This is a genomic window from Cryomorphaceae bacterium (assembly GCA_007695365.1).
Classification (GTDB): domain Bacteria; phylum Bacteroidota; class Bacteroidia; order Flavobacteriales_D; family SKUL01; genus SKUL01.
The window spans coordinates 35,108-55,962 of record REDV01000060.1; the positions used below are offsets into that span (position 1 = coordinate 35,108).

Sequence of the window (20,855 nt, forward strand, 5' to 3'; positions counted from 1 at the left end):
TTACTGGTAGTCTTTAATGTTGAAGGACTCCATAAACTTGGTGGTGTAATTGCCCGCCCGGAATTCCTCGTTCTTAAAGAGTGCCTGATGGAAAGGCACCGTGGTTTTGATACCCTCAATGATGTACTCATCGAGCGCGCGCTGCATTTTGAGGATTGCTTCCTCGCGTGTTTGCGCCACGGTAATGAGTTTGGAAATCATTGAATCGTAGTTAGGCGGAATGGTATAACCTGCGTACACGTGGGTGTCCAGTCTTATTCCGTGTCCTCCCGGCTCGTGGTAGTCGGTAATTTTACCGGGTGAAGGTCGGAAATCGTTGAAGGGATCTTCAGCGTTGATGCGGCATTGGATGGCGTGCATGGTTGGCTCGTAGTTTTTGCCTGAAATGGGAATACCCGCCGCAATTTTAATCTGCTCTTTGATCAGGTCATAGGTGATTACCTCTTCGGTAATGGTGTGCTCTACCTGGATTCGAGTGTTCATTTCCATGAAGTAGAAGTTTCGGTTCTTGTCAACCAAAAACTCTACGGTTCCCACACCTTCGTAATCTACCGCTGCAGCAGCTTTAATGGCCGCCTCTCCCATGGCTTTGCGCAAGGCTTTGGTCATAAACGGCGAGGGAGTTTCTTCCACCAGCTTTTGGTGACGGCGCTGAATGGAGCAATCCCGCTCGCTCATGTGGCAAAAGGTACCAAACTGATCACCTGCAATTTGTATTTCAATGTGGCGGGGTTCCTCCACAAACTTCTCCATGTACATTCCCGAATTGCCAAAAGCTGCCTGTGCTTCGCGCATGGCTTTTTCGAGTGATTCTTCCAGTTCTTTTTCCTCCCAGATCACCTTCATGCCTTTTCCGCCCCCTCCGGCAGTGGCTTTGATCATTACGGGGTAGCCAATTTCCTTAGCCATTTTTTTGGCTTCTTTAAGGTCTTCAATCAACCCATCGGAGCCGGGTACGGTGGGCACCCCGGCCTTCTTCATGGTCATTTTGGCCGAGGCCTTGTCGCCCATGGATTCAATCTGCTCGGGTAGGGCACCGATAAACTTGATGTTGTTTTCCTGACAAACCCTGGAAAATTTGGCATTTTCAGACAAGAAGCCGTATCCGGGGTGTATGGCATCTGAGTTGGTGATCTCAGCAGCGGCAATAATGCTCGGAATCTTGAGGTAGGATTCAGAGCTGGGTGCCGGGCCAATGCATACTGCTTCGTCGGCAAAACGCACGTGGAGACTATCGGCATCGGCTTTTGAGTAAACGGCTACCGTTTTGATTCCCATTTCCTTGCATGTACGAATGACGCGCAGGGCTATTTCGCCGCGATTGGCTATGAGGATTTTCTTAAACATGGACGAATGCTTTTTAAGCGGTTAGCAATCAGGAAGGGTCAACCAAAAACAATGGCTGATCGTACTCTACCGGTGATGAATCATCCACCAGCACCTTTACAATCTTTCCGCTCACCTCCGATTCTATTTCGTTGAAGAGCTTCATGGCCTCGATGATGCAAATCACCTTACCTTCTTTTACAGAATCACCCACATTTACAAATGCATCCTTATCGGGCGATGGGGAGCGGTAAAAGGTTCCGATCATCGGCGACTTGATGGTTACGTATTTGGAATCTTCCGCGGGCGCCTTGGGTGCTTCCGCGGCAGGTGCCGGAGTGGGCGCCGGGGCCGCGGCTGCAGCAGGTTGCGGAGCCTGCATCATTTGCTGCGGCATGGGGTGCATGTACTGTGGCATGGCTTCCTGGGCACCGCCACGGGTTCTCTTTTCCTTGTCGGATTTGATAATGATCTTGAAGTCCTTCTGTTCTATCTGAACTTCGCTCACACCCGATTTCGACACAAACTTAATCAGGTCCTGGATTTCTTCTAACTTCATTTTCGCTGTGTTATATCGTTCTTAATTGGGTTATTGAGGTGTGTCGTAAGCCCATTTTACGAGCACGGCACCCCATGTAAAACCTCCGCCAAAGGCTGAGAGGATAATATTATCTCCGCGTTTGAGTTGCGGTTCCCATTCCCATAAACAAAGCGGAATGGTACCTGCTGTTGTGTTTCCGTAGCGTTGAATGTTAATCATCACCTTGGACGTATCGAGCCCCATACGCTGGGCAGTGGCGTCAATAATGCGCAGATTGGCCTGGTGCGGAACCAGCCATGCCACATCATCACTGGTGAGGTTGTTGCGCTCCATGATTTCCACCGACACATCGGCCATGCGGGTTACTGCAAACTTGAACACGTGTTTGCCTTCCTGATAAACGTAATGTTCTTTGGCATCAATGGTTTCATGCGAAGCCGGCTTCACCGAACCGCCAGCTTTTTGGTGCAGATGCACAAACCCCGAGCCATCGCTGTACAACCTGGAATCAATGATACCATGACTGGTTTCGTCGGGTTCCAGCAGCACTGCTCCGGCACCATCGCCAAAAATGATACAGGTTGCACGATCGGTGTAGTCAATGATTGACGACATTTTATCTGCTCCCACCACCACAACTTTCTTGTACTTGCCCGATTCAATAAACTTTGAGCCTGTTTCGAGGGCGTACAAAAAGCCGGAGCAGGCCGCCATGATGTCGAAACTCCAACTGTTTACTGCTCCTACCTTATCGGCGATGAGATTGGCTGTTGCAGGAAACTGGTGGTCGGGGGTAACCGTTGCACAGATCAGAACATCAATCTCTGCGGGGTCGATATTTTTCTTTTCGCACAGCCTCCTGACGGCCTCGGCACCCATGTCGGAAGTTCCTTTTCCCGGCTCTTTCAGAATTCTACGCTCTATGATTCCGGTTCGCGATTGTATCCACTCATCGTTGGTATCCACCATTTTTTCGAGCTCCTCATTGTTGAGGACATACTCGGGAACGTATCCCTGAACGGCGGTAATGGCGGCAGTCAATTTCGACATAGGCATGGGGCAATAAGAAAGCCGCGCTCTTTGAACGCGGCTGCTAAGATATGTGATACGATTTAATTTCGGCTATATCTTCCGAATAAGACCCCTGCCAACTCTGCTAAAGAATGTAAAAACAAGGATTTTGCAGGGACACTAAGCTTGCAAAAGCAGCCTAGGCATTGGTGTCAATCACCACCTGACCTTTGTAGTACATTTTGCCTTCGTACCAATAAGCACGATGAAACTGGTGAGGTTCGCCGGTTACTTTGCAAAGTGCCACAACAGGAGCGGTTGCTTTGTCGTGTGTTCGTCTTTTGTCCCGTCGGGTAGTGGATTGTCTTCGTTTGGGATGTGCCATGACCGTATCTCTTTTTTTAGTTCAATGAATTCAAATCTGTCAGTTTGCTCCACCTAGGGTCTACATCATCATTCTTTGCATTGAGTTCGTCCAGAAGCCTCAAAGCCTCCTCGTTGCATTGGCCATCTTCGTGCACATTTCTGCGCGGAATGGCCAGCACAATCAACTCGTAAATGAAGGGAGCCATGTCTATTTCATACGCGTTGTGCGGAATAAACACCAGGTCATCTGAAGTTTCATCACCGGGATTGCCGTATTTCACAATCAGCTTTTTATCCCAGCTTACTGAAAAATCCAACGGGTCACCACATCGGTCACATACACCGCGGATAACACCCGTACCGGAAAAGTCAAACTCCATCAAGGTGCTCTTCTTTTCCAGTTTCAGCGAAACTTCAAAGTTACCCTGCTCTACCAGGCTACCTTCAATTGATGCAAAGAACGTGTCGTTTACCTCAAATTCGTAGTGGTGCAAACCCTCTTTCAGTCCTTCAAACTGAATGATATAAGTGCGTTTCCAATTCACCACGATTTCAATTAACGGCTCGCAAAAGGAGCGCAAATGTACGAAAAAGACCTATAGCCGAAAAAATTACCTTGCCTTTTTTTCATTGGTGGATCGGGCCTCGAGCGGGTTGGCCGTCATTTCGCGGTATTCCCGTCGCCAGTTGTAAATATCGCAGGCGGCATAAACCGCTGCACGAAAGCTGTTTGAACTTGCCTCATTCTTTCCGGCGATATCCATGGCAGGGCCGTGATCGGGTGATGTACGCACGATTGGAAGCCCGGCCGTAAAGTTCACCCCGCTCTCAAAAGCCAATGCCTTGAAAGGCGCCAGCCCCTGGTCGTGGTACATGGCAAGCACGGCATCGAAATGCTTGTGCTGCCCCGTTCCGAAGAATCCGTCGGAGCCGTATGGACCATAGGCGTAGTTGCCCTGAGACTGAAATGCAGCAATGGCGGGTTCAATAATGCGCTGCTCTTCGTCGCCAAGCAACCCGTCATCACCTGCGTGCGGATTGAGCCCCAGCACGGCAATGCGCGGTTTCACAATGCCAAAATCGCGTATCATGGATTGTTGGAGCAGGTCGAGTTTTTGAAGAATCAGGTCTTTACTCAGTTTACCTGCCACATCTTTCAGCGGCAAATGACCCGTTGCCACAGCCACGCGCAGACCCTCGCCAATCATCAGCATCAAGACTTTGTCTGTGTTGCTGTAGTGCGCCAGGTATTCGGTTTGCCCCGGAAACGGAAATTCCTTTGACTGCACATTTTTCTTGTTGATGGGCGCCGTCACGAGCACGTCGCACTTATTGGAGGCCAGATCTTCGGTAGCCGCCACCAGCGATTTCAATGCCAGTGAGCCCGATGTTTCATTGGCCTCGCCAAAACTCACCCGGATTTCATCATCCGTGATATTGACAATGTTCACTTTTCGGTTCACTGCCTCATCCGCACTTTGCACCTCGTTGAGCACAACATCTCCCATACCTAGCGCCTTGCGATGAAAGTTCATGACCCGTGTGGAGCCATAGATAATGGGCGTGCAAAAGGCCAGCATACGCTGGTCTGCAAAGGTTTTTAAGATGACTTCAGGGCCCACTCCGTTGCAGTCGCCCATGCTGATTCCTACCTTTATTCGTTTGGCTGCCATTGCTTGTAGTGCTTCAAAAAATGATACAATAATCGGACGCCCGATCCTGTGGCCCCTTTTGGACGGTAGTGACTGGCGCTATCGAGAAAAGCCGGTCCGGCAATATCCAGATGCACCCAGGGGTATGCGGTAAAATGCTCCAGAAATTTTCCGGCGGTTTGCGCTCCGGCATTGGCCCCACCAAGGTTTTTGAGGTCTGCGATATCTGAGTCGAGCTCCTTTCGGTATTCCTTCCAAAGCGGCAATTCAACGAGGCGCTCGTACACGGCTTCACCCGATTGAGAGAGTGCCTTGATGTGGGCTCCGGTATTTCCCATTACGGCTATTCCGTAGGTGCCGATGGCCCGCATGGCAGCACCGGTAAGGGTTGCGAGATCAATCACCAACTCAGGGTCGTATTTTTGGGCAAAAGCCAAGGCATCGCCCAGTATCAAACGGCCCTCGGCGTCGGTATTCATCACCTCCACGGTGGTTTTATTGAACATGGTAATCACATCGCCGGGCGCAACGGCATTCCCTCCAGGGCGGTTGTCGGTTGCGGGAATCAGTCCGATGATGTGCACAGGTAAGTTATTGGCTGCGGCTGCCATGACGGCTCCGGCTACAGCTGCAGCTCCGGCCATATCGCTCTTCATCACATCCATGGAGTTGGCGGTTGGCTTGAGGCTCAAACCTCCGGTGTCGTACACAATACCCTTACCCACCAGCACGATGGGCTTGACGTTGAGGGCGTCCTGGGGTTTCCATGTAAGGATTCCAAAGGCCGGAGGATCCAGGCTTCCCTTGTTTACTCCCAGCAAGCCCCCCATAGCGAGGCTCTCTATCTGTTTCTTTTCAAGCACCTCCATGCTCACACCCAAAGGACATACCTGCTCGCGGATTTGCTCCATAAACAAAGATGCCGATTGGTGAGAATGCGGTCTGTTCACCAAATCGCGGGTAACGTGTACCGCGCGAACCAGCTCCTCCATTTCACGGTAACCATCGTGCAATTCCTCAGGAATCATCAATCTGATTTCCTGAAGCTTATTGGCTTTTTTGTCTGTTTTCGAAAAAAGCTCGAGGTATTGGTAGGAGGCGAGCATCAGCCCTTCAAGCATGGCGAAAAATTGCTCCGCGCTGCCCGCTTCCATTCGGACATCTGCAGCACTTATTTTTTTCTCTTCCAAACACTTGAACAATTGCACACCCCTCTCACGCGAGCTTTCCTGGTTGCCGGCCAGTTGCACCATTACAACACAGTAGTCATCGCGTTGCAGTTCGATGATGGTGTGCTCCGCATGCAGCGCGTTGCTCAGGCGCAACGACTCCCTTTCGGAAAGCGTTAAGAACGCCGGAAAGCTCTCACCTTCAAAAGGCACAATCAGAGTATCGGCGGATGTTTGATGGGTTAGAACAGACTTCATAGCGGACTGCAATAGCATAGCCGGCAAAGTTAATCTTTTCGCGGAAAGCCCGTGCTGAGGCCATGTGCAATGCAATAAGCCAAAAGGCGTTAATAGGGCGGGTAACTATGGCCTAAACCAAAGTCATTCAATACGTGTTTAAAATTTTCTACGTACTTTTATTCTCCAATTTACCGACTGCATGCGCTTAGTTATCCTTTTGCTGCTCAACCTCCTTCTCGTCCAATCGGCTTTGGCTACCCACAACCGCGCGGGTGAGATTACCTACATGCACCTTTCGGGCAACACGTACGAAATAAAAATTACCACCTATACGAAGCTGAGTGCACCTGCAGACAGGCCTTATCTCTTCATTAAATATGGAGACGGGAGTCCTATTGACAGCATATTTCGGCAGCCGCCCATTGACGACATTGCCAATGATATTCGCACCAATGTGTACATCAAGAACCACACCTACCCCGGCCCCGGGGTTTACACCCTTTGTGTAGAAGACCCCAACCGCATTCAGGACATTGTTAATCTCGGGGGAACGGGGTCTGTGAACATTGTTTTTGCGTTGGAAACTACGCTGCATATCAACCCCTTGATGGGGGTAAACTCCTCTGCGCAGCTCACCGAACCACCTTTAGACGACGCCTGTGTGGGCCAGGTTTTTCAACATAACCCGGGCGCATGGGATCCGGATGGTGATTCCCTTCACTTTCAATTGGCGCCTCCTTTGGGGCCGGAAGGTGTGCCGCTGGATCAGGGGCCGCAAGCAGTTTATGTGAGCCCGTCGGACATTGTTCCCGGACTCGACAACAACATCAGCATTGACCCGGTAACGGGCACCCTCACCTGGGACTCTCCTCAGCAAATCGGTATTTACAACATCGCCATTCTGATTACCGAGTACCGCCCCAATCCCATCACGGGCGAACCCCAGGTGGTGGGCACGGTGCTGCGCGATATGCAGATCTTTGTGTTGGTGTGCTCCAACAACCCGCCCCAAATACAACCAGTTCCAAACTTTTGTGTGGAAGCTGGATCCAATATCAACTTCCAGGTGGTTGCCAGCGACCCCAACGGCGACCAGATAACCCTTACCGCCAGCGGACTTCCGTTTGAGGTTTCCTCCAGTCCTGCCTCCTACAACCAGATTTTCCCGTCGAACAACGCCACCTTTAACTGGAACACCAACTGCAGTCATGTGCGTTTAGCCCCCTATCAAGTGGTGTTTAAAGCCCTGGACAACAACCCGAATATACCGCTTGCTTCCTTTGAAACGTCCACCATCACCATTGTGGCCCCTGCTCCACAAAACCCCACGGCAGAGCCTGCCCTCGGCGAGATTTTACTCAATTGGGATGTGAGTCCTTGCAACAATGCCATCGGCTACAAAATATACAGGCGGGCCGGTACCTTCGGGTTTGAACCTGGACCTTGCGAAACAGGTGTTCCGGCTTACACCGGTTACTCACTGCTCACCACCCTGAGCGGACTCAATAACAACTCATACCTGGACAACAACGACATCAGTTTTGGCGTGAACTACTGCTACATGGTGATCGCTTACTTTGCCGACGGTGCAGAAAGCTACGCCTCAGTGGAGTTCTGCGCAGAAATTGCCGCTGAAATCCCGCTGATAACCCACAATAGTGTAGGAGCTACCAGCACCACCGCAGGTATTGACACCGTGCGATGGCAACGTCCCTTTGACCTCGACACCAATCTGTTTGCAGGCCCCTATCAGTACAGGGTTTACCGCGGCGTCGGGTTCAGCAATGCCAACGATTTGATCCACACCGGCCCCGAAAGTGAGAGCCTATTAACTCTACCCGGAGAACACATTGTACAGAACCTCAATACAGAGGATCAAGCCTATACCTACCGCGTAGAATTGATGAATGATGGTGAATCGCTGGTTTTTTCAAGCGTGGCGTCTTCCATCTTCCTGAGCACCGAGCCCAGCGATGAACAACTCACACTGAGCTGGCAGTTCAATCATCCATGGGTGAATTTCAATTACCGGGTGGAAATGTGGAACGATGCGCTGGATGAATGGCTGCTGATTGAAGAAACGGACGAAACATCTTTTGTGCACACAGGCCTTGTAAACGGCGATGAATACTGCTACCGGATTGTTGCCGAAGGCTCGTATTTTAACGAAGCCTTCCCTGATACGGTGATTAATCTCAGCCAGGAAGTATGCGACGTACCCTTTGACAACGTACCTCCATGCCCACCTGAACTGACCGTGAGTTGTGGCGAGTGCAACAGCGAGACAGGTGAGCTCTCCCCCAACATCCTGGAATGGACCAATACCAACGACTGCGAGGACACAGATGATACCGAAGTGTACTACATCTATTTTACTCCTGTTGAAGGCGAAGAATTCATGCTCATTGATTCTGTTTTTGGCGCCGGCAACACGACCTATATCCATCAAAATAACAACTCAATAGCCGGTTGCTACCTGGTAACCGCGTTGGACTATGACTTTGTGAATGACCGCAGAAACGAGAGTGAGTTCAGCAATGAGATATGCTGCGATCAGGAATCCAAATACAAGTTGCCCAATGTGTTTACGCCCAACAACGACGGTAAGAACGATTTCTTTCAGGCCTTTCAACCCTATTGCGGGGTAGAAAGCATAGACCTCGTGGTGTTTAACCGGTGGGGGCAGCCCGTGTTTCAATCAACCGACCCTGATTTCCAATGGGACGGATTCCACATGGACTCCGGTGTGATGGTTACAGATGGCGTGTATTTTTACACTTGTACTGTCAATACCTTGCGCAAAACTGGCATTGAAGCCATCTCGTTGAAAGGAAGTGTGACTGTGCTTGGAGGAAAAGACGTTAATTTCAACTGATCGTGTTTACAGGAATTGTAGAATGTATGGGCGAAGTGCAAGACGTTCGCCCGGAGAACACCAATGTTCACTTTAGGATTTCGGCTGCTTTTGCCCGGGAACTCCGCGTAGATCAAAGCGTAGCACACAATGGTGTATGCCTCACGGTAACCGGCTTAGACGGAGATACGTACTGGGTGACGGCTGTGCAAGAGACCCTGAACAGGAGCAACCTCGGGGCTCTTCAGAAAGGCTCACCGGTAAACCTGGAGCGCTGCATGAAAGCCACCGACCGTTTTGAAGGCCATATCGTGCAGGGGCACGTAGATACTGCAGGCATCTGCACAGGTGCGGAAGACCTCAACGGGAGCTGGAAGTTTAGCTTTATGTACGAACCTACAGACGAGAGCCACATGACCGTGCCCAAAGGCTCTATCACTGTAAATGGCACCAGCCTGACAGTGGTTGATTCACATGAAAACACTTTTTCGGTGGTGGTGATTCCCTACACCTATGAGCACACGCTGTTCGGCAGCATGCAAGTGGGCGACCCCGTGAACCTGGAGTTTGACATTATCGGGAAGTACCTGGCAAGACTCAATGCCAAACGGACTTAAAACACCTCGCGCGCTATGCGCTGCACGGTATCCGATTTTCCCATTGTGTAGTAGTGAATCACCGGAGCTTTGCGTTCCATCAGCTCTTTTGACTGGCGTATGGCCCAGGATATTCCTGCTTCTTTCACCTCTTCATCGCTTTTGCAACGCACCAGTTCGTCAGCTAGTTCGTCCGGGAAATCAATGTGAAAGGTTTTGGGCAGGAATTGAATGTGTTTGAGCGTAGTGATAGGCTTGATGCCCGGAATAATGGGCACCGTGATGCCCGCCGCCCGGCACTTATCCACGAAGGCAAAAAACTTGTCATTGTCGAAAAACATCTGGGTAACGATGTACTCGGCGCCCCCGTCAATCTTGGCCTTGAGGTGGCCGAGATCGGTTTTCATGTTGAGGGCCTCAAAATGCTTTTCGGGGTAGCCCGCGGTGCCGATGCAAAATGCGGTGCCATTGGCTGCCGACTCCTGGTGCAGGTATTTCCCTTCGTTCAGTTCGGATATCTGACAAATAAGATCAATGGCGTAGGCGTTTCCTTCGGGCTCGGGCACAAAGGAAGATTCGCTTTTGATGGGGTCGCCGCGCAGGGCAAGCACGTTGTCGATTCCCAGAAAGCTCAGATCAATCAAAGCGCTTTCGGTTTCCTCGCGCGAGAAACCGCCACAAATGAGGTGTGGTACGGTGTCAATCTTGTACTTGTTCATCAGGGCTGCACAAATACCCACCGTGCCCGGTCTTCGTCGTAAGGAAACCCGTTTGAGCAGACCGTTGGGCATTTTCTTGTACATGTGCTCCTCACGGTGATAGGTAACATTGATGAACTTCGGTTCGAACTCCATCAGCGGGTCAATCCCTTCGTAAAGGGATTCAATGCCACGACCCTTCAGGGGTGGGAGGATTTCAAAAGAAAACAAAGTACCCTTGGCTTCCTGAAGGTGTTGGGTGATTTTCATGTTTGTGGCAGTGACTATTGAGGGCGACAAAAATACGAAAGCGCGGCCTGAGCCACGCTTTCCAATGGGTTATGAATGCCGTTATTGTTATCGGGCGATGGTCACCGAACCTTTCTCCACAATGTCCAATCGCGAAAGGATGAGTTCATAAAAGTAAACCCCGTCAGATACTTCCACTCCGGTTTTGTAGTGGCGGCCATCCCAGAATGGGCTGCCATAGCTGTTGCTCTCGTACACCACATTTCCCCAGCGGTTGTATATAACCAACCTGCTTCCGGGGAAATTCTCAATTCCCGAAATTTCAAATGTGTTGTTGTACGGGTCGTTGTTTGGGGTAAAGATGTTTGGAATCAATATCTCGCAGTCAATCACATTGATAACAGTAGTTGCTGTTACAGAGGGGCAGGGATCCAATCCCGGAATCACAACCTGGATTTCGTAGTTCTCTACGGGTACCATATCAACAAAGTCGTCACCATTGATCTGAATGGATGATTCTGTTTCATCTTGGTAGAACCCTTCCATATCGAGCCACACAAAGGGCGACCCGAAATCGCCGGATACCTCAAGTTGCAGCGGGCGCGATTCGCCCACGCAAATTTCAGGGAAAGGGCCAAACTCCGCGTCGGGTGGTGTGCGCATGATGAGCAGGGCTGAAGCCGGATCATCCGGGCAGCGGCTGTCGGTAAGTTCAATGGTATAAGCACCGCCTTCTTCGGCAGAGGCAGTGGTAACCGGGCTGGTTTCATTGCCAAAAGTAATGCCTTCATCACCCGTCCAGATCAGCGTGGCCGTTGGGTCTTCGGGGCTGGAGCTCCCGCTGATCTGCACCAGGAACTGCCCGGTACAAATCGGATCATAATCACCGGCATCCACAGAGATTACGGTGAGGTTGGTGGTAATGACGCTATCGCAACCTGCTGAGGTAGTCAGCACAACCTGGTATATACCGGGTTCGTTCACCTCATTTCCGTCGGGGAGGGTGTAGTTTCCGTCTCCGCAAAGGGCGGCATCTAACTCAAGCGACCAAACAGGGTTAACAGAGAGGTTTATGGTCACTACACTATCGCAACCGGTTACCACCGAGGGTATGGTTACCTCATAGGTTCCACCCTCGTTGACCGATGTGCCATCAGGCAGACTATAATTCTGCCCCTCACAAATATCAGGACTGATTTCAGCGAACAAGGTTGGGTTCACTGTTATTTCGAGCGTAGCCGAAGCCTCGCACGGGTCGGCGCCCACAACGTATGTGTAGGTTCCCGGGGTACCCGTGGCAGGGTCAAACACAGCGCCCACCGGATTCATTCCGGGGTCGAACCACTGTCCGAACGGGCTGGGAGTACCCCCAAGCTCGTCAGTCATGTTCACAGGAGCGTCAGATTCACACAAGGAAATTTCTGTATCCTCTCCCGGAACGGGCAAATCCAGCTCCTCAATTTCTATGGTCAGAACAGTTTGGCAGCCTATACTATCAATGAGTGTAATGTTGTAAACCCCGGGGCAAAGATCTGTGAAAGTGCCGCTATCCTGGGGGCCATCACCAATGTCGAATGTAAAAGGAGCGCTTCCGGAAAGCATACCCACCGTGATTTGCGCATCGCAGTTGCCCGGGCAGCTTTCGGGTTGTACCGTAATGTCAGTGTCGAACTGAATGCCGATGTTGATTTCGTCAAACTCCTCAATTTCGAAGCCGGAACATGTAGTATAGATCACCTCGGCGTTGTAGGAGGCACCCGTTGGAGGAACACAAACATCGAGGGTAAGCCCTGAGCCCAGGTAGTTGTTTTCTTCGTCGTACCAGTTTACTTCAAAATTGGGTTCACCGCTGGGTGTAAATCGCCACGCTTCTTCGGAAGCCGACCACGGACCAGTTTGACGTCCGGGTGCTACGTAACCCTGCGTGCCATCAGCGTTCTGTATTCCTATTACCGCATTACCGCTGTTCCATGTTGCACAGGTAGGTTTGTCCTGCACATACACTTCAATGATGTTGGTGGTTTCGTACAATACCACCTGCGTGGTAGATTGCAACTGATTGCAGGAAAAATGACATACATTGTCGAAATTCAGCACAAAAACACGACAAGGAAATTCACCCAGGATGGCGTATTTCGCATCGCCACAAACACTCGGGTCGATATCATGGTACACACCAAACACGCTGTTGAGCGGCAATTGAGGGCTCGGACAGTTTTGGGTGAAGGCCCACGGACAAAACCCTCCGGCATAAGCTGCGTTGAAAGACAGCAAGCCATTGGACCCAACAGTAAGAGCTTGATAGTCTGTGCCAAAATAGCAGAAATTAAAAGGGATGGTCAGCAGCGGACTCCACACATCGTCTGTACCGATTGAGAAGCCGGTGCCTTCATTGAATGGAAAGGGTGGATCGTACGGAATAGCCGACACTGTATATTCAGTGGGCTGACCCGTTTCGAGCACACTGGCTGTAAGGGTTGTGCAATTGTCTTCGCAATCCACGTCGAAGTCCGGACCCAGATCAATATTTGGGCAACCGGCAGCATTGCTACCACCGCCGCCCGCTGCACCCAACCCGGCGCACGATACGCAACTGATGGATGCCAACCAACCGGGTGCTGTACCCGAGCCGTCGGAGGTAAATCTAAAGGTGAGGCAACCGCTGCTTGATGTAACGAGCCCGGGGCTTTGGCTTCCGGTATAACTACCAATCAGGTTTGCCTGGGTATCGGCACCATCGAACACATCCAGAAAGTCCCAGTTGGCTTCAAGCTGAAATGCATCGAAAAAAGCCTGCATGCACTGGTCGTCCTGAGCAGCACAAAAGGTAATTACGTATTGCTCGTTGTTGTTGTAACTGCCTTCAGCTCCGCTATCGGTAAACTGAGCGCTACAGGTATTGATAGTGGACATGTGGGTAGATGCATCCAGCACCACCTGTTGCGCACTTACACCCATTCCTGCAACAACAAGCCCCGCAACCATTGCGGAAACAAGCATTTTGTTCATCATCTTCCTCATGGCTTAGGGTGTTACAGCTTTGATACGCTTGTCGATGATGGTTCCCTGCGGAGACAAAGTCCAGTACCACGGGTACACGGGTTCATCGCCGGTGCGGTTCATAAAAGTGTGATCGCGAAAACGTCCATAGGTATCTTCAAGATGTTTGGCTGAAAACAATCGCACCACCACACCTGAATCGAACTTCACAGTTCGGTCTTGATTAATAAGCCGGTAGGGGTCGAGATCTTTGTTCTGCAATGCTTCGTGATAAGCTTCGAGGTTACTCACTCCTCCTGCCTGCTCAATCACATAACTGGCTTTTGTTTGTGCCGCGGCCCACTGGAACGCGCATACAAGCAAAAAGCTTAAAAGCAATTTTCTGGTCATAGGCTGGTTCTTCGGTAAAAAATTAAAGGGTGTTGAAGCTACTGCCGCAACACCCTGAAGTTCATTCTCAACTTGTAATTAATACCCGTTGTTAAACAGGTGGCGAATTCGCTGTTCTGACATGATTTGTACCACCTGGTCGGTGTTGCCAACACGGTAGTAGTACACCTGATTATCAATGTCAAGGTTATACGCCATAGGGTTGAAAGCATTTGCGTTGAAATTGCCGGCGTTTACCTCCGGAATGTTTTGATTTTTGCGAAGGCTGTTAAGCTCGCTAATCTCGGGCATAGACGAAAGGTCGCCTGTCATGGTTTGCACCGTAGCAGCGCGGTTGGCATAGTAGTTCCAAAAGGCAATCTCATTTTCGCCCTGTGCCGCAATGGCGTCAATTTCATCCTGACTTAGAGCCTGTTGTAACTTCTCGTTGGCCTGTGACATGGAGAAGAAAGGGATCAGAAGAGCAACGGAAAGTGCTGTAAGTAGTTTTTTCATCGGTGTGATTTTTATACTGTTGTTTCTGGTTGTTTGACGCATGACCTGCCGGCAAGTTGCAAGCCAAAAATCAGGTCGGGCAACAAAATTAACAAAATACCCCGAAGCCCCAAGCTTTTTCTGCTTCAGAACCATTTCATGCAGCGGTAAAATAAGGTATCTTTGCCGCGCTGAAATGACCCCAGCCCGCTTTTCATGGAAAACATCCGAAATTTCTGCATCATCGCCCACATTGATCACGGCAAAAGCACACTTGCCGATCGGCTGTTGCAAACCACCAATACCATCAGCTCGCGAGAACTGCAGGAGCAAACGCTCGACAATATGGACCTGGAGCGGGAGCGCGGTATCACCATCAAGAGCCACGCGATTCAAATGGACCACGTTTACGAAGGTAAACCTTACGTGCTCAACCTGATTGACACCCCGGGGCACGTAGATTTCTCCTATGAAGTATCGCGCTCTATCGCCGCATGCGAAGGCGCTCTCCTGATTGTGGATGCCACCCAGGGTATACAGGCACAAACCATCAGCAACCTATACCTGGCACTGGAGCACGACCTTGAAATCATCCCCATCCTCAACAAGATGGACCTGGACAGCGCCATGGCCGAGGAAGTTACCGACCAGATTGTAGAGCTCATCGGCTGTAGCCCTGAGGATGTCATTCCCGCAAGCGGAAAAACCGGCCTCGGTGTGGATGCCATCCTCAAAGCCGTTATTGAACGCGTACCGGCGCCCAAAGGCGATCCCACCGCACCCCTGCAGGCCATGATTTTTGATTCGGTGTACAACTCCTTTCGCGGGGTCATAGCCTATTACCGCGTAATGAACGGAGTGATGCGCAAAGGCGCCCGCGTAAAATTCTTCAACACCGGCAAGGAGTACGACGCTGATGAAGTGGGTATTCTCAAACTCGATCTTGTCCCCAAACAGGAAGTTCGGGCCGGAAACGTAGGCTACATTATTTCCGGCATCAAGAGCGCAGCCAATATCAAGGTGGGAGATACCATTACCGAAACATCGCGACCCTGCGCCGAAGCCATCAGAGGTTTTGAAGACGTTAAACCGATGGTCTTTGCCGGGATTTATCCGGTAGATACCGAAGATTACGAAGACCTGCGCACATCGCTCGAGAAATTGCAGCTCAACGATGCCTCTCTCGTTTTTGAACCCGAGTCTTCGGCGGCTTTGGGCTTTGGCTTTCGCTGCGGATTTCTGGGCATGCTCCACATGGAAATTGTGCAGGAGCGCCTGGAGCGCGAATTCGATATGACGGTCATCACAACGGTGCCCAACGTGTCGTACACCTGCTTTACCAAAAAAGGCGAGAAACTCACCATCAACAACCCTTCTGACCTACCCGACCCCTCGCGCATCGAGCGCGTGGAAGAGCCGTATATCAAAGCCCAGATCATCACCAAAAGCGACTTCATTGGTGCCATTATGACTCTGTGCATCGACAAAAGAGGTGAACTCAAAAACCAGGTGTACCTCAGCTCCAACCGCGTAGAACTGTCGTTTGAAATGCCCCTGGGAGAAATTGTGTTTGACTTCTACGACAAGCTCAAAACCGTTTCAAAGGGTTACGCTTCTTTTGACTATTTTCCGATTGGCGACCGCGAATCGAACCTCATCAAGCTCGATATCATGCTCAACGGCGATCAGGTGGACGCATTATCGGCCCTCATTCACCGCGATAACGCTTTTAACCTGGGTAAAAAAATCTGTCTGAAAATGCGCGAACTCATTCCGCGTCAGCAATTTGAAATTGCCATTCAGGCGGCCATCGGTACCAAGGTCATTGCCCGCGAAACCGTGCGCGCCCTGCGCAAAGACGTAACCGCCAAATGTTACGGAGGTGACATCACCCGAAAACGCAAACTGCTCGAAAAACAGAAAAAGGGTAAAAAGCGCATGCGCCAGGTGGGTAATGTGGAAGTGCCGCAGGAAGCATTCCTTACCGTGCTAAAGCTCGATTAAACTTTTTTTCCTACCTCTGTAACTTTCTGCAGGCTCGCGCGTCTTACCTTCGCTGATAGGCCAACATGCTTGTATCCGACTACAATCAATGCGTTGATATCCATGCCGATGCCCTGTACAGGTTCATCGCGCATGCCATGCGTAACCGCGACCTCGCACAGGATGTGGTGCAGGAAGCGTTTACGCGACTTTGGGAAAAACGCAGCGAAGTAGAGGCCTCCAAGGCAAAATCCTACCTGTTTACCACCGGATACCGATGCATGATAGACCTCATCCGCAAAGAAAAAAAGCAAGCCGATGTGGACATGGAGAGCCATGCTGCACCTTCTATACAAAATGATCACGGCGATTTGAACGACCTCCTGCACGAAGCCCTTCAGCGATTACCCGAAATGCAGCGCTCGGTGGTATTGCTTCGCGATTATGAGGGATACAGCTACGAGGAAATCGGTGATATCTGTTCACTCAGCGAAAGTCAGGTGAAAGTGTACATTTTCCGGGCGCGGAAAACCTTGAAGGAATACCTTGTAAACCCAGCCATTATCCTGTGAAACAGCTGAACGAACATACCGCCGAAGCCTGGATGCTCGACTACCTGGAGGGCCATTTGTCGGATGTGGATACCCGCAAACTGTTGGATTTTGTGGCCCAACACCCCCATTGGAAAGAAGTGCTGGAAGAAATGCAGGGTGATGCACTCCCCATTTTGGAAGCCACAGAATCCTTGCCCACGAAGGCTCACCTGCACCGCGACGAGGAAGATGACCTCATCGCGCTGATGGAAGGAACACTCGGGCCAGCCGATGCTGCGCGCATGGAAATGCGCCTGGAGCAACACCCCGCACTTGACACCAGCTACCAACTCTACCTCCAAACCCGGCTTCGCCCCCAGGAAAGCCTGCGATTTGGCAACAAAAAAGCCTTGAAGCACACACCCGTGCGCCTTATATACGCCCTGCGGTTCTCCGCAGCAGCAGCCACCATCGCGGCGATTGTTGGTGCATGGCTGTGGTTCAATCCCAATCACCCCGGCCAATACTCACCGCGAATAGCCACCGAAATGCCGGTTTGGGAAACGGAAACCGTGGAAACTCAAAGCACCTTTGCAGCGAATGACGAGCAAACAGAGCGCGCAATCACTGTGGCAAAAAAAGCTCCCGTGAAACCCAAAGCTCAAAAGAAGGAAACCAATACCCTATTGGCCAGCACTCCCGGGCAAAACACGTCCGAGTCACCTGAACCATTCAAAACCTCAGAACCGGAAACCGCCGCAGAACCGCCATCGCTCGCTTTGTGGCTGGAACCGCTCCATACCGTCAGCCTGGTTGTGGAGGAGGTAAAGCTACCCGCAATGCCGGCCAATGCGGATAAAACCGCAGCACCCAACCCGCAATGGATGAACATGCCTGAGCGCGGTTTTGTGGGTGATGCCGTGGCCGGTTTGGGAGAAAATGTTGCCGGTTGGGGCGAGAAGATGGCCGGCCGATTGAAATTCATTTCCCGCCAACAGCAGGTGATCAGCATTGAGCATTCCGAAGAGGATGAGCTCATTACCTCCACCTTTAGACTCGGTCAACTGGAGCTTCAACGAAGTCGCACAAAAAAATGATGAGGAGCTGTAACTATTCTGTGCAGCTACCCGTCTCACCAAAAACACAAAACCAAAAAACCATGAAAGCATACATTGTAACCTTAATGATTTTCGCCTCGCAACTGATGTTCGCGCAGGGTGAGGACAGCGCCGCCGCTCAGGAACCTGAAAAAATCGTTTCGGGCGACACCACCATTGTGCGCCTCGGGCGCCATCAGTTGAAAATAGTAGAGCGCGAGGGCAAGGACGAAATACTGCTTGAGAAAAAAATAGAGGATGAATGGGTGTCGCGTAAGAGCTGGAGTGAAAGCGAAAAGGAAGAAGATTGTTTCGAAAAAAAATTCGCCGAGTGGCACCGCAAAAACAAGCTTACCCATTGGACGGGGATTTACTTCGGTTCTAATGGCTACATCGGAAACAACCAGTCCATTGAGTTGCCCGAAGAAATTTCCACTCTGGAAGTAGACTACAGCCAATCGTTTATGTTTGCCTTTAACTTCCCGGAAGTTAAGCTGCGGCTGATTAAAGACTATGTAGGTATTTATACCGGGCTTGGATACCAGTTTCACAGCTACAGAATGCGGCAAAATACGCACATTGGCTTTGGTAATGATATGTCCTTCGAAACCGACACCTTGCGCGCTCTTACCCGCAATACCATTCAGGCCGGCTACTTGAGGGCACCTGTGATGCTCGAGTTTAACACCAGTCTCGACCCGGCCAAAACCGTGCACTTTGCTGTAGGTGTGGTGGGAGGGTTTTTGTTGCACTCTACCTACGTGCAGAACTACCACGAATCAGGGGTGGATTACAACCTGAGCACCCAGCGCATACCCAACCTCAACCCCTTTACTGCCGAAGTGATGGTGCGGGCGGGTTACGGACCTTTCGTGCTCTTTGCGAGCTACGGCCTTACACCGATGTTCAGACGCAGCGAAGGCCCCGAGCTATTCCCCATCAACGCGGGTCTGGGCTTTGCTTTCTAAATATTCCTCATAATTACAGAACCTGCGGGCAGTAGCGAAAGCACTGCCCGTTTTTTTGTACCTCGGCGAATGAATACGCGGGCCTGTAGATTTGCTATTTTTACCCGCCCAAATCAAAAAGCAATGACAGACCGGTTAAAAGAGCTCAACGACAAAATTGCAGAGGCCCATTTAGGTGGCGGACAGACACGTATAGACGCGCAACACGCAAAAGGTAAACTCACCGCACGCGAGCGGGTACAATTGCTGCTCGATAAAGGCTCTTTTGAAGAAATAGGAATGCTCGTTACCCACCGATCCAAAAACTTCGGGTTAGACAAACAGCAGTTTTACGGCGATGGTGTGGTAACCGGCTACGGAACCATTCACGGCCGTTTGGTTTACGTGTTTTCACAAGACTTTACAGTGCTTGGCGGCTCACTCGCTGAAGCACACGCCGAAAAAATCTGCCGCATCATGGATCTGGCCATGAAAAACGGCGCTCCGGTTATCGGGCTGAACGACAGCGGAGGCGCACGTATCCAGGAAGGAGTTATTTCGCTGGGTGGTTATGCCGACATTTTTTATCGCAATACCCTGGCCTCGGGTGTAGTACCGCAGTTATCGGCCATTATGGGGCCTTGTGCAGGCGGTGCGGTGTACTCGCCTGCCCTTACCGACTTTATTTTCATGGTTGAGAAGACATCCTACATGTTCGTTACAGGGCCCAACGTGGTAAAAACCGTGACGCATGAGGAAGTGACCTCCGAGGAATTGGGTGGCGCATCTACGCATGCTTCTAAATCGGGGGTAACGCATTTTTCGTGTGTGAACGAAGCTGCGTGTTTGGAACACCTTCGAAAGGTAATGACCTATATTCCGCAAAACTGCGAGGAACTGCCACCTTCGGTGGCTTACCAGCCCGGCAACGAAACCCGACCCAAGCTGGACGACCTCATTCCGGAAAACGCCAACCAGCCCTATGACATGCGCGAGGTGATTGAAGAAGTTTGCGATGCGCAATCTTTTTTAGAAGTGCACAAAGACTACGCAGAGAATATTGTGGTGGGTTTTGCCCGCCTCGCCGGACGAAGCATCGGCGTAGTGGCCAACCAGCCGGCTTTTTTGGCGGGGGTGCTCGATATTAAAGCATCCAACAAAGCTGCCCGTTTTGTGCGCTTTTGCGATGCCTTCAACATTCCGCTGCTGGTGTTTGAGGATGTGCCAGGATTTTTACCCGGCACAGACCAGGAGTGGAACGGTATCATCAGCAACGGCGCCAAATTGCTCTATGCCTTCTGCGAAGCTACCGTGCCCCGCGTTACCGTGATTACCCGCAAAGCCTATGGCGGTGCATACGACGTAATGAACTCCAAGCATATCGGCGCCGATATGAACTTTGCGTGGCCCACCGCAGAGATTGCCGTAATGGGGGCCAAGGGTGCCGCGGAGATTATTTTCCGTCGCGAAATTCAGGAGGCTGCCGACCCGGAGGCCAAGCTCAAAGAAAAGGAGGCCTTGTACGCGGAGATGTTCGCCAATCCATACCGTGCCGCAAAACGCGGATACATTGACGAGGTGATTCCGGCTTCCAAAACGCGCGAAAAGCTCATCCGGGCTTTTGATATGCTGAAGAACAAGGCGGAAAAACTGCCCCGCAAAAAGCACGGGAATATTCCGCTGTGAGGTGATTGGTTAATAAGCCAATAGGCCGGTTAGACAATTAGAC

The 20,855-nt window shown here is 51.0% G+C and carries 18 protein-coding genes; 7 read left to right on the plus strand and 11 right to left on the minus strand.

The window, feature by feature from the left end:
- The 7 genes from accC to EA392_04070 form a co-directional block, all read right to left on the minus strand.
- Positions 1–1,347 (minus strand): acetyl-CoA carboxylase biotin carboxylase subunit, encoded by a 1,347-nt coding sequence (gene accC, locus EA392_04040; protein ID TVR40425.1) that lies wholly within the window; start codon positions 1,345–1,347, stop codon positions 1–3.
- A gap of 28 nt (positions 1,348–1,375) precedes the next feature.
- Positions 1,376–1,885, minus strand: a complete 510-nt coding sequence (accB, locus tag EA392_04045; GenBank protein TVR40426.1) for an acetyl-CoA carboxylase biotin carboxyl carrier protein — start codon at positions 1,883–1,885, stop codon at positions 1,376–1,378.
- A 30-nt stretch (positions 1,886–1,915) separates the two neighbouring features.
- The gene (locus EA392_04050) at positions 1,916–2,917 is read right to left on the minus strand and encodes a ketoacyl-ACP synthase III (protein ID TVR40427.1); all 1,002 of its coding nucleotides are present in this window, start codon (positions 2,915–2,917) and stop codon (positions 1,916–1,918) included.
- 160 nt (positions 2,918–3,077) lie between these two features.
- Positions 3,078–3,263, minus strand: a complete 186-nt coding sequence (gene rpmF, locus EA392_04055) for a 50S ribosomal protein L32 (GenBank protein TVR40428.1) — start codon at positions 3,261–3,263, stop codon at positions 3,078–3,080.
- 16 nt (positions 3,264–3,279) lie between these two features.
- Positions 3,280–3,825: a DUF177 domain-containing protein gene (locus EA392_04060; GenBank protein TVR40429.1), complete on the minus strand. Its 546-nt coding sequence runs from the start codon at positions 3,823–3,825 to the stop codon at positions 3,280–3,282.
- A 30-nt stretch (positions 3,826–3,855) separates the two neighbouring features.
- Positions 3,856–4,917: a 4-hydroxythreonine-4-phosphate dehydrogenase PdxA gene (gene pdxA / locus EA392_04065; protein TVR40430.1), complete on the minus strand. Its 1,062-nt coding sequence runs from the start codon at positions 4,915–4,917 to the stop codon at positions 3,856–3,858.
- Positions 4,899–6,149 carry a peptidase M17 gene (locus EA392_04070; GenBank protein ID TVR40444.1) on the minus strand — a complete coding sequence of 417 codons (1,251 nt, stop codon included), beginning with the start codon at positions 6,147–6,149 and terminating at the stop codon, positions 4,899–4,901. The genes pdxA and EA392_04070 overlap by 19 nt, the downstream gene beginning before the upstream one ends.
- A 355-nt stretch (positions 6,150–6,504) precedes the next feature.
- Between EA392_04070 and EA392_04075 the strand changes: the two genes are divergently transcribed.
- Positions 6,505–9,180 carry a hypothetical protein gene (locus tag EA392_04075; GenBank protein ID TVR40431.1) on the plus strand — a complete coding sequence of 892 codons (2,676 nt, stop codon included), beginning with the start codon at positions 6,505–6,507 and terminating at the stop codon, positions 9,178–9,180.
- A 2-nt stretch (positions 9,181–9,182) separates the two neighbouring features.
- A complete protein-coding gene (locus tag EA392_04080) occupies positions 9,183–9,776 on the plus strand; it encodes a riboflavin synthase (protein ID TVR40432.1) in 594 nt (197 codons plus the stop codon).
- Here EA392_04080 and metF read toward each other — a convergent pair.
- The 4 genes from metF to EA392_04100 form a co-directional block, all read right to left on the minus strand.
- Positions 9,773–10,723, minus strand: coding sequence for a methylenetetrahydrofolate reductase [NAD(P)H] (gene metF / locus EA392_04085; GenBank protein TVR40433.1), 951 nt, complete (start codon positions 10,721–10,723; stop codon positions 9,773–9,775). The genes EA392_04080 and metF overlap by 4 nt on opposite strands.
- Positions 10,724–10,810: 87 nt before the next feature.
- On the minus strand, positions 10,811–13,723 hold the full coding sequence (locus EA392_04090; protein TVR40434.1) for a hypothetical protein: 2,913 nt from the start codon (positions 13,721–13,723) through the stop codon (positions 10,811–10,813).
- A gap of 3 nt (positions 13,724–13,726) precedes the next feature.
- Positions 13,727–14,092 (minus strand): hypothetical protein, encoded by a 366-nt coding sequence (locus EA392_04095; protein TVR40435.1) that lies wholly within the window; start codon positions 14,090–14,092, stop codon positions 13,727–13,729.
- Between the two features lie 78 nt (positions 14,093–14,170).
- On the minus strand, positions 14,171–14,722 hold the full coding sequence (locus EA392_04100) for a hypothetical protein (protein ID TVR40436.1): 552 nt from the start codon (positions 14,720–14,722) through the stop codon (positions 14,171–14,173).
- Positions 14,723–14,782: 60 nt separating this feature from the next.
- Here EA392_04100 and lepA point away from each other — a divergent pair, with 60 nt between their 5' ends.
- From lepA to EA392_04125, 5 genes are all read left to right on the plus strand, one after another.
- On the plus strand, positions 14,783–16,570 hold the full coding sequence (lepA, locus tag EA392_04105) for an elongation factor 4 (GenBank protein ID TVR40437.1): 1,788 nt from the start codon (positions 14,783–14,785) through the stop codon (positions 16,568–16,570).
- A 65-nt stretch (positions 16,571–16,635) separates the two neighbouring features.
- Entirely contained in the window at positions 16,636–17,121 is a 486-nt protein-coding gene (locus tag EA392_04110) for an RNA polymerase sigma factor (GenBank protein ID TVR40438.1), read from the plus strand.
- A complete protein-coding gene (locus EA392_04115) occupies positions 17,118–18,179 on the plus strand; it encodes a hypothetical protein (GenBank protein TVR40439.1) in 1,062 nt (353 codons plus the stop codon). The genes EA392_04110 and EA392_04115 overlap by 4 nt, the downstream gene beginning before the upstream one ends.
- The gene (locus EA392_04120; protein TVR40440.1) at positions 18,176–19,147 is read left to right on the plus strand and encodes a hypothetical protein; all 972 of its coding nucleotides are present in this window, start codon (positions 18,176–18,178) and stop codon (positions 19,145–19,147) included. Before EA392_04115 ends, EA392_04120 begins: the two co-directional genes overlap by 4 nt.
- Before the next feature lie 123 nt (positions 19,148–19,270).
- Positions 19,271–20,812, plus strand: a complete 1,542-nt coding sequence (locus EA392_04125; protein TVR40441.1) for an acyl-CoA carboxylase subunit beta — start codon at positions 19,271–19,273, stop codon at positions 20,810–20,812.
- Positions 20,813–20,855 lie beyond the last annotated feature (43 nt).

Excerpts from the sequence above, each read along its gene's own strand:
- EA392_04090 (TVR40434.1), bottom strand. The coding sequence starts at position 13,723 with ATGAGGAAGATGATGAACAAAATGCTTGTTTCCGCAATGGTTGCGGGG.
- EA392_04070 (TVR40444.1), bottom strand. The coding sequence starts at position 6,149 with ATGGTGCAACTGGCCGGCAACCAGGAAAGCTCGCGTGAGAGGGGTGTG.
- EA392_04120 (TVR40440.1), top strand. The coding sequence starts at position 18,176 with ATGATGAGGAGCTGTAACTATTCTGTGCAGCTACCCGTCTCACCAAAA.
- metF (TVR40433.1), bottom strand. The coding sequence starts at position 10,723 with ATGAAAATCACCCAACACCTTCAGGAAGCCAAGGGTACTTTGTTTTCT.
- pdxA (TVR40430.1), bottom strand. The coding sequence starts at position 4,917 with ATGGCAGCCAAACGAATAAAGGTAGGAATCAGCATGGGCGACTGCAAC.
- EA392_04110 (TVR40438.1), top strand. The coding sequence starts at position 16,636 with ATGCTTGTATCCGACTACAATCAATGCGTTGATATCCATGCCGATGCC.
- accB (TVR40426.1), bottom strand. The coding sequence starts at position 1,885 with ATGAAGTTAGAAGAAATCCAGGACCTGATTAAGTTTGTGTCGAAATCG.
- EA392_04125 (TVR40441.1), top strand. The coding sequence starts at position 19,271 with ATGACAGACCGGTTAAAAGAGCTCAACGACAAAATTGCAGAGGCCCAT.
- rpmF (TVR40428.1), bottom strand. The coding sequence starts at position 3,263 with ATGGCACATCCCAAACGAAGACAATCCACTACCCGACGGGACAAAAGA.
- EA392_04100 (TVR40436.1), bottom strand. The coding sequence starts at position 14,722 with ATGGTTCTGAAGCAGAAAAAGCTTGGGGCTTCGGGGTATTTTGTTAAT.
- lepA (TVR40437.1), top strand. The coding sequence starts at position 14,783 with ATGGAAAACATCCGAAATTTCTGCATCATCGCCCACATTGATCACGGC.
- accC (TVR40425.1), bottom strand. The coding sequence starts at position 1,347 with ATGTTTAAGAAAATCCTCATAGCCAATCGCGGCGAAATAGCCCTGCGC.
- EA392_04075 (TVR40431.1), top strand. The coding sequence starts at position 6,505 with ATGCGCTTAGTTATCCTTTTGCTGCTCAACCTCCTTCTCGTCCAATCG.
- EA392_04050 (TVR40427.1), bottom strand. The coding sequence starts at position 2,917 with ATGTCGAAATTGACTGCCGCCATTACCGCCGTTCAGGGATACGTTCCC.
- EA392_04095 (TVR40435.1), bottom strand. The coding sequence starts at position 14,092 with ATGACCAGAAAATTGCTTTTAAGCTTTTTGCTTGTATGCGCGTTCCAG.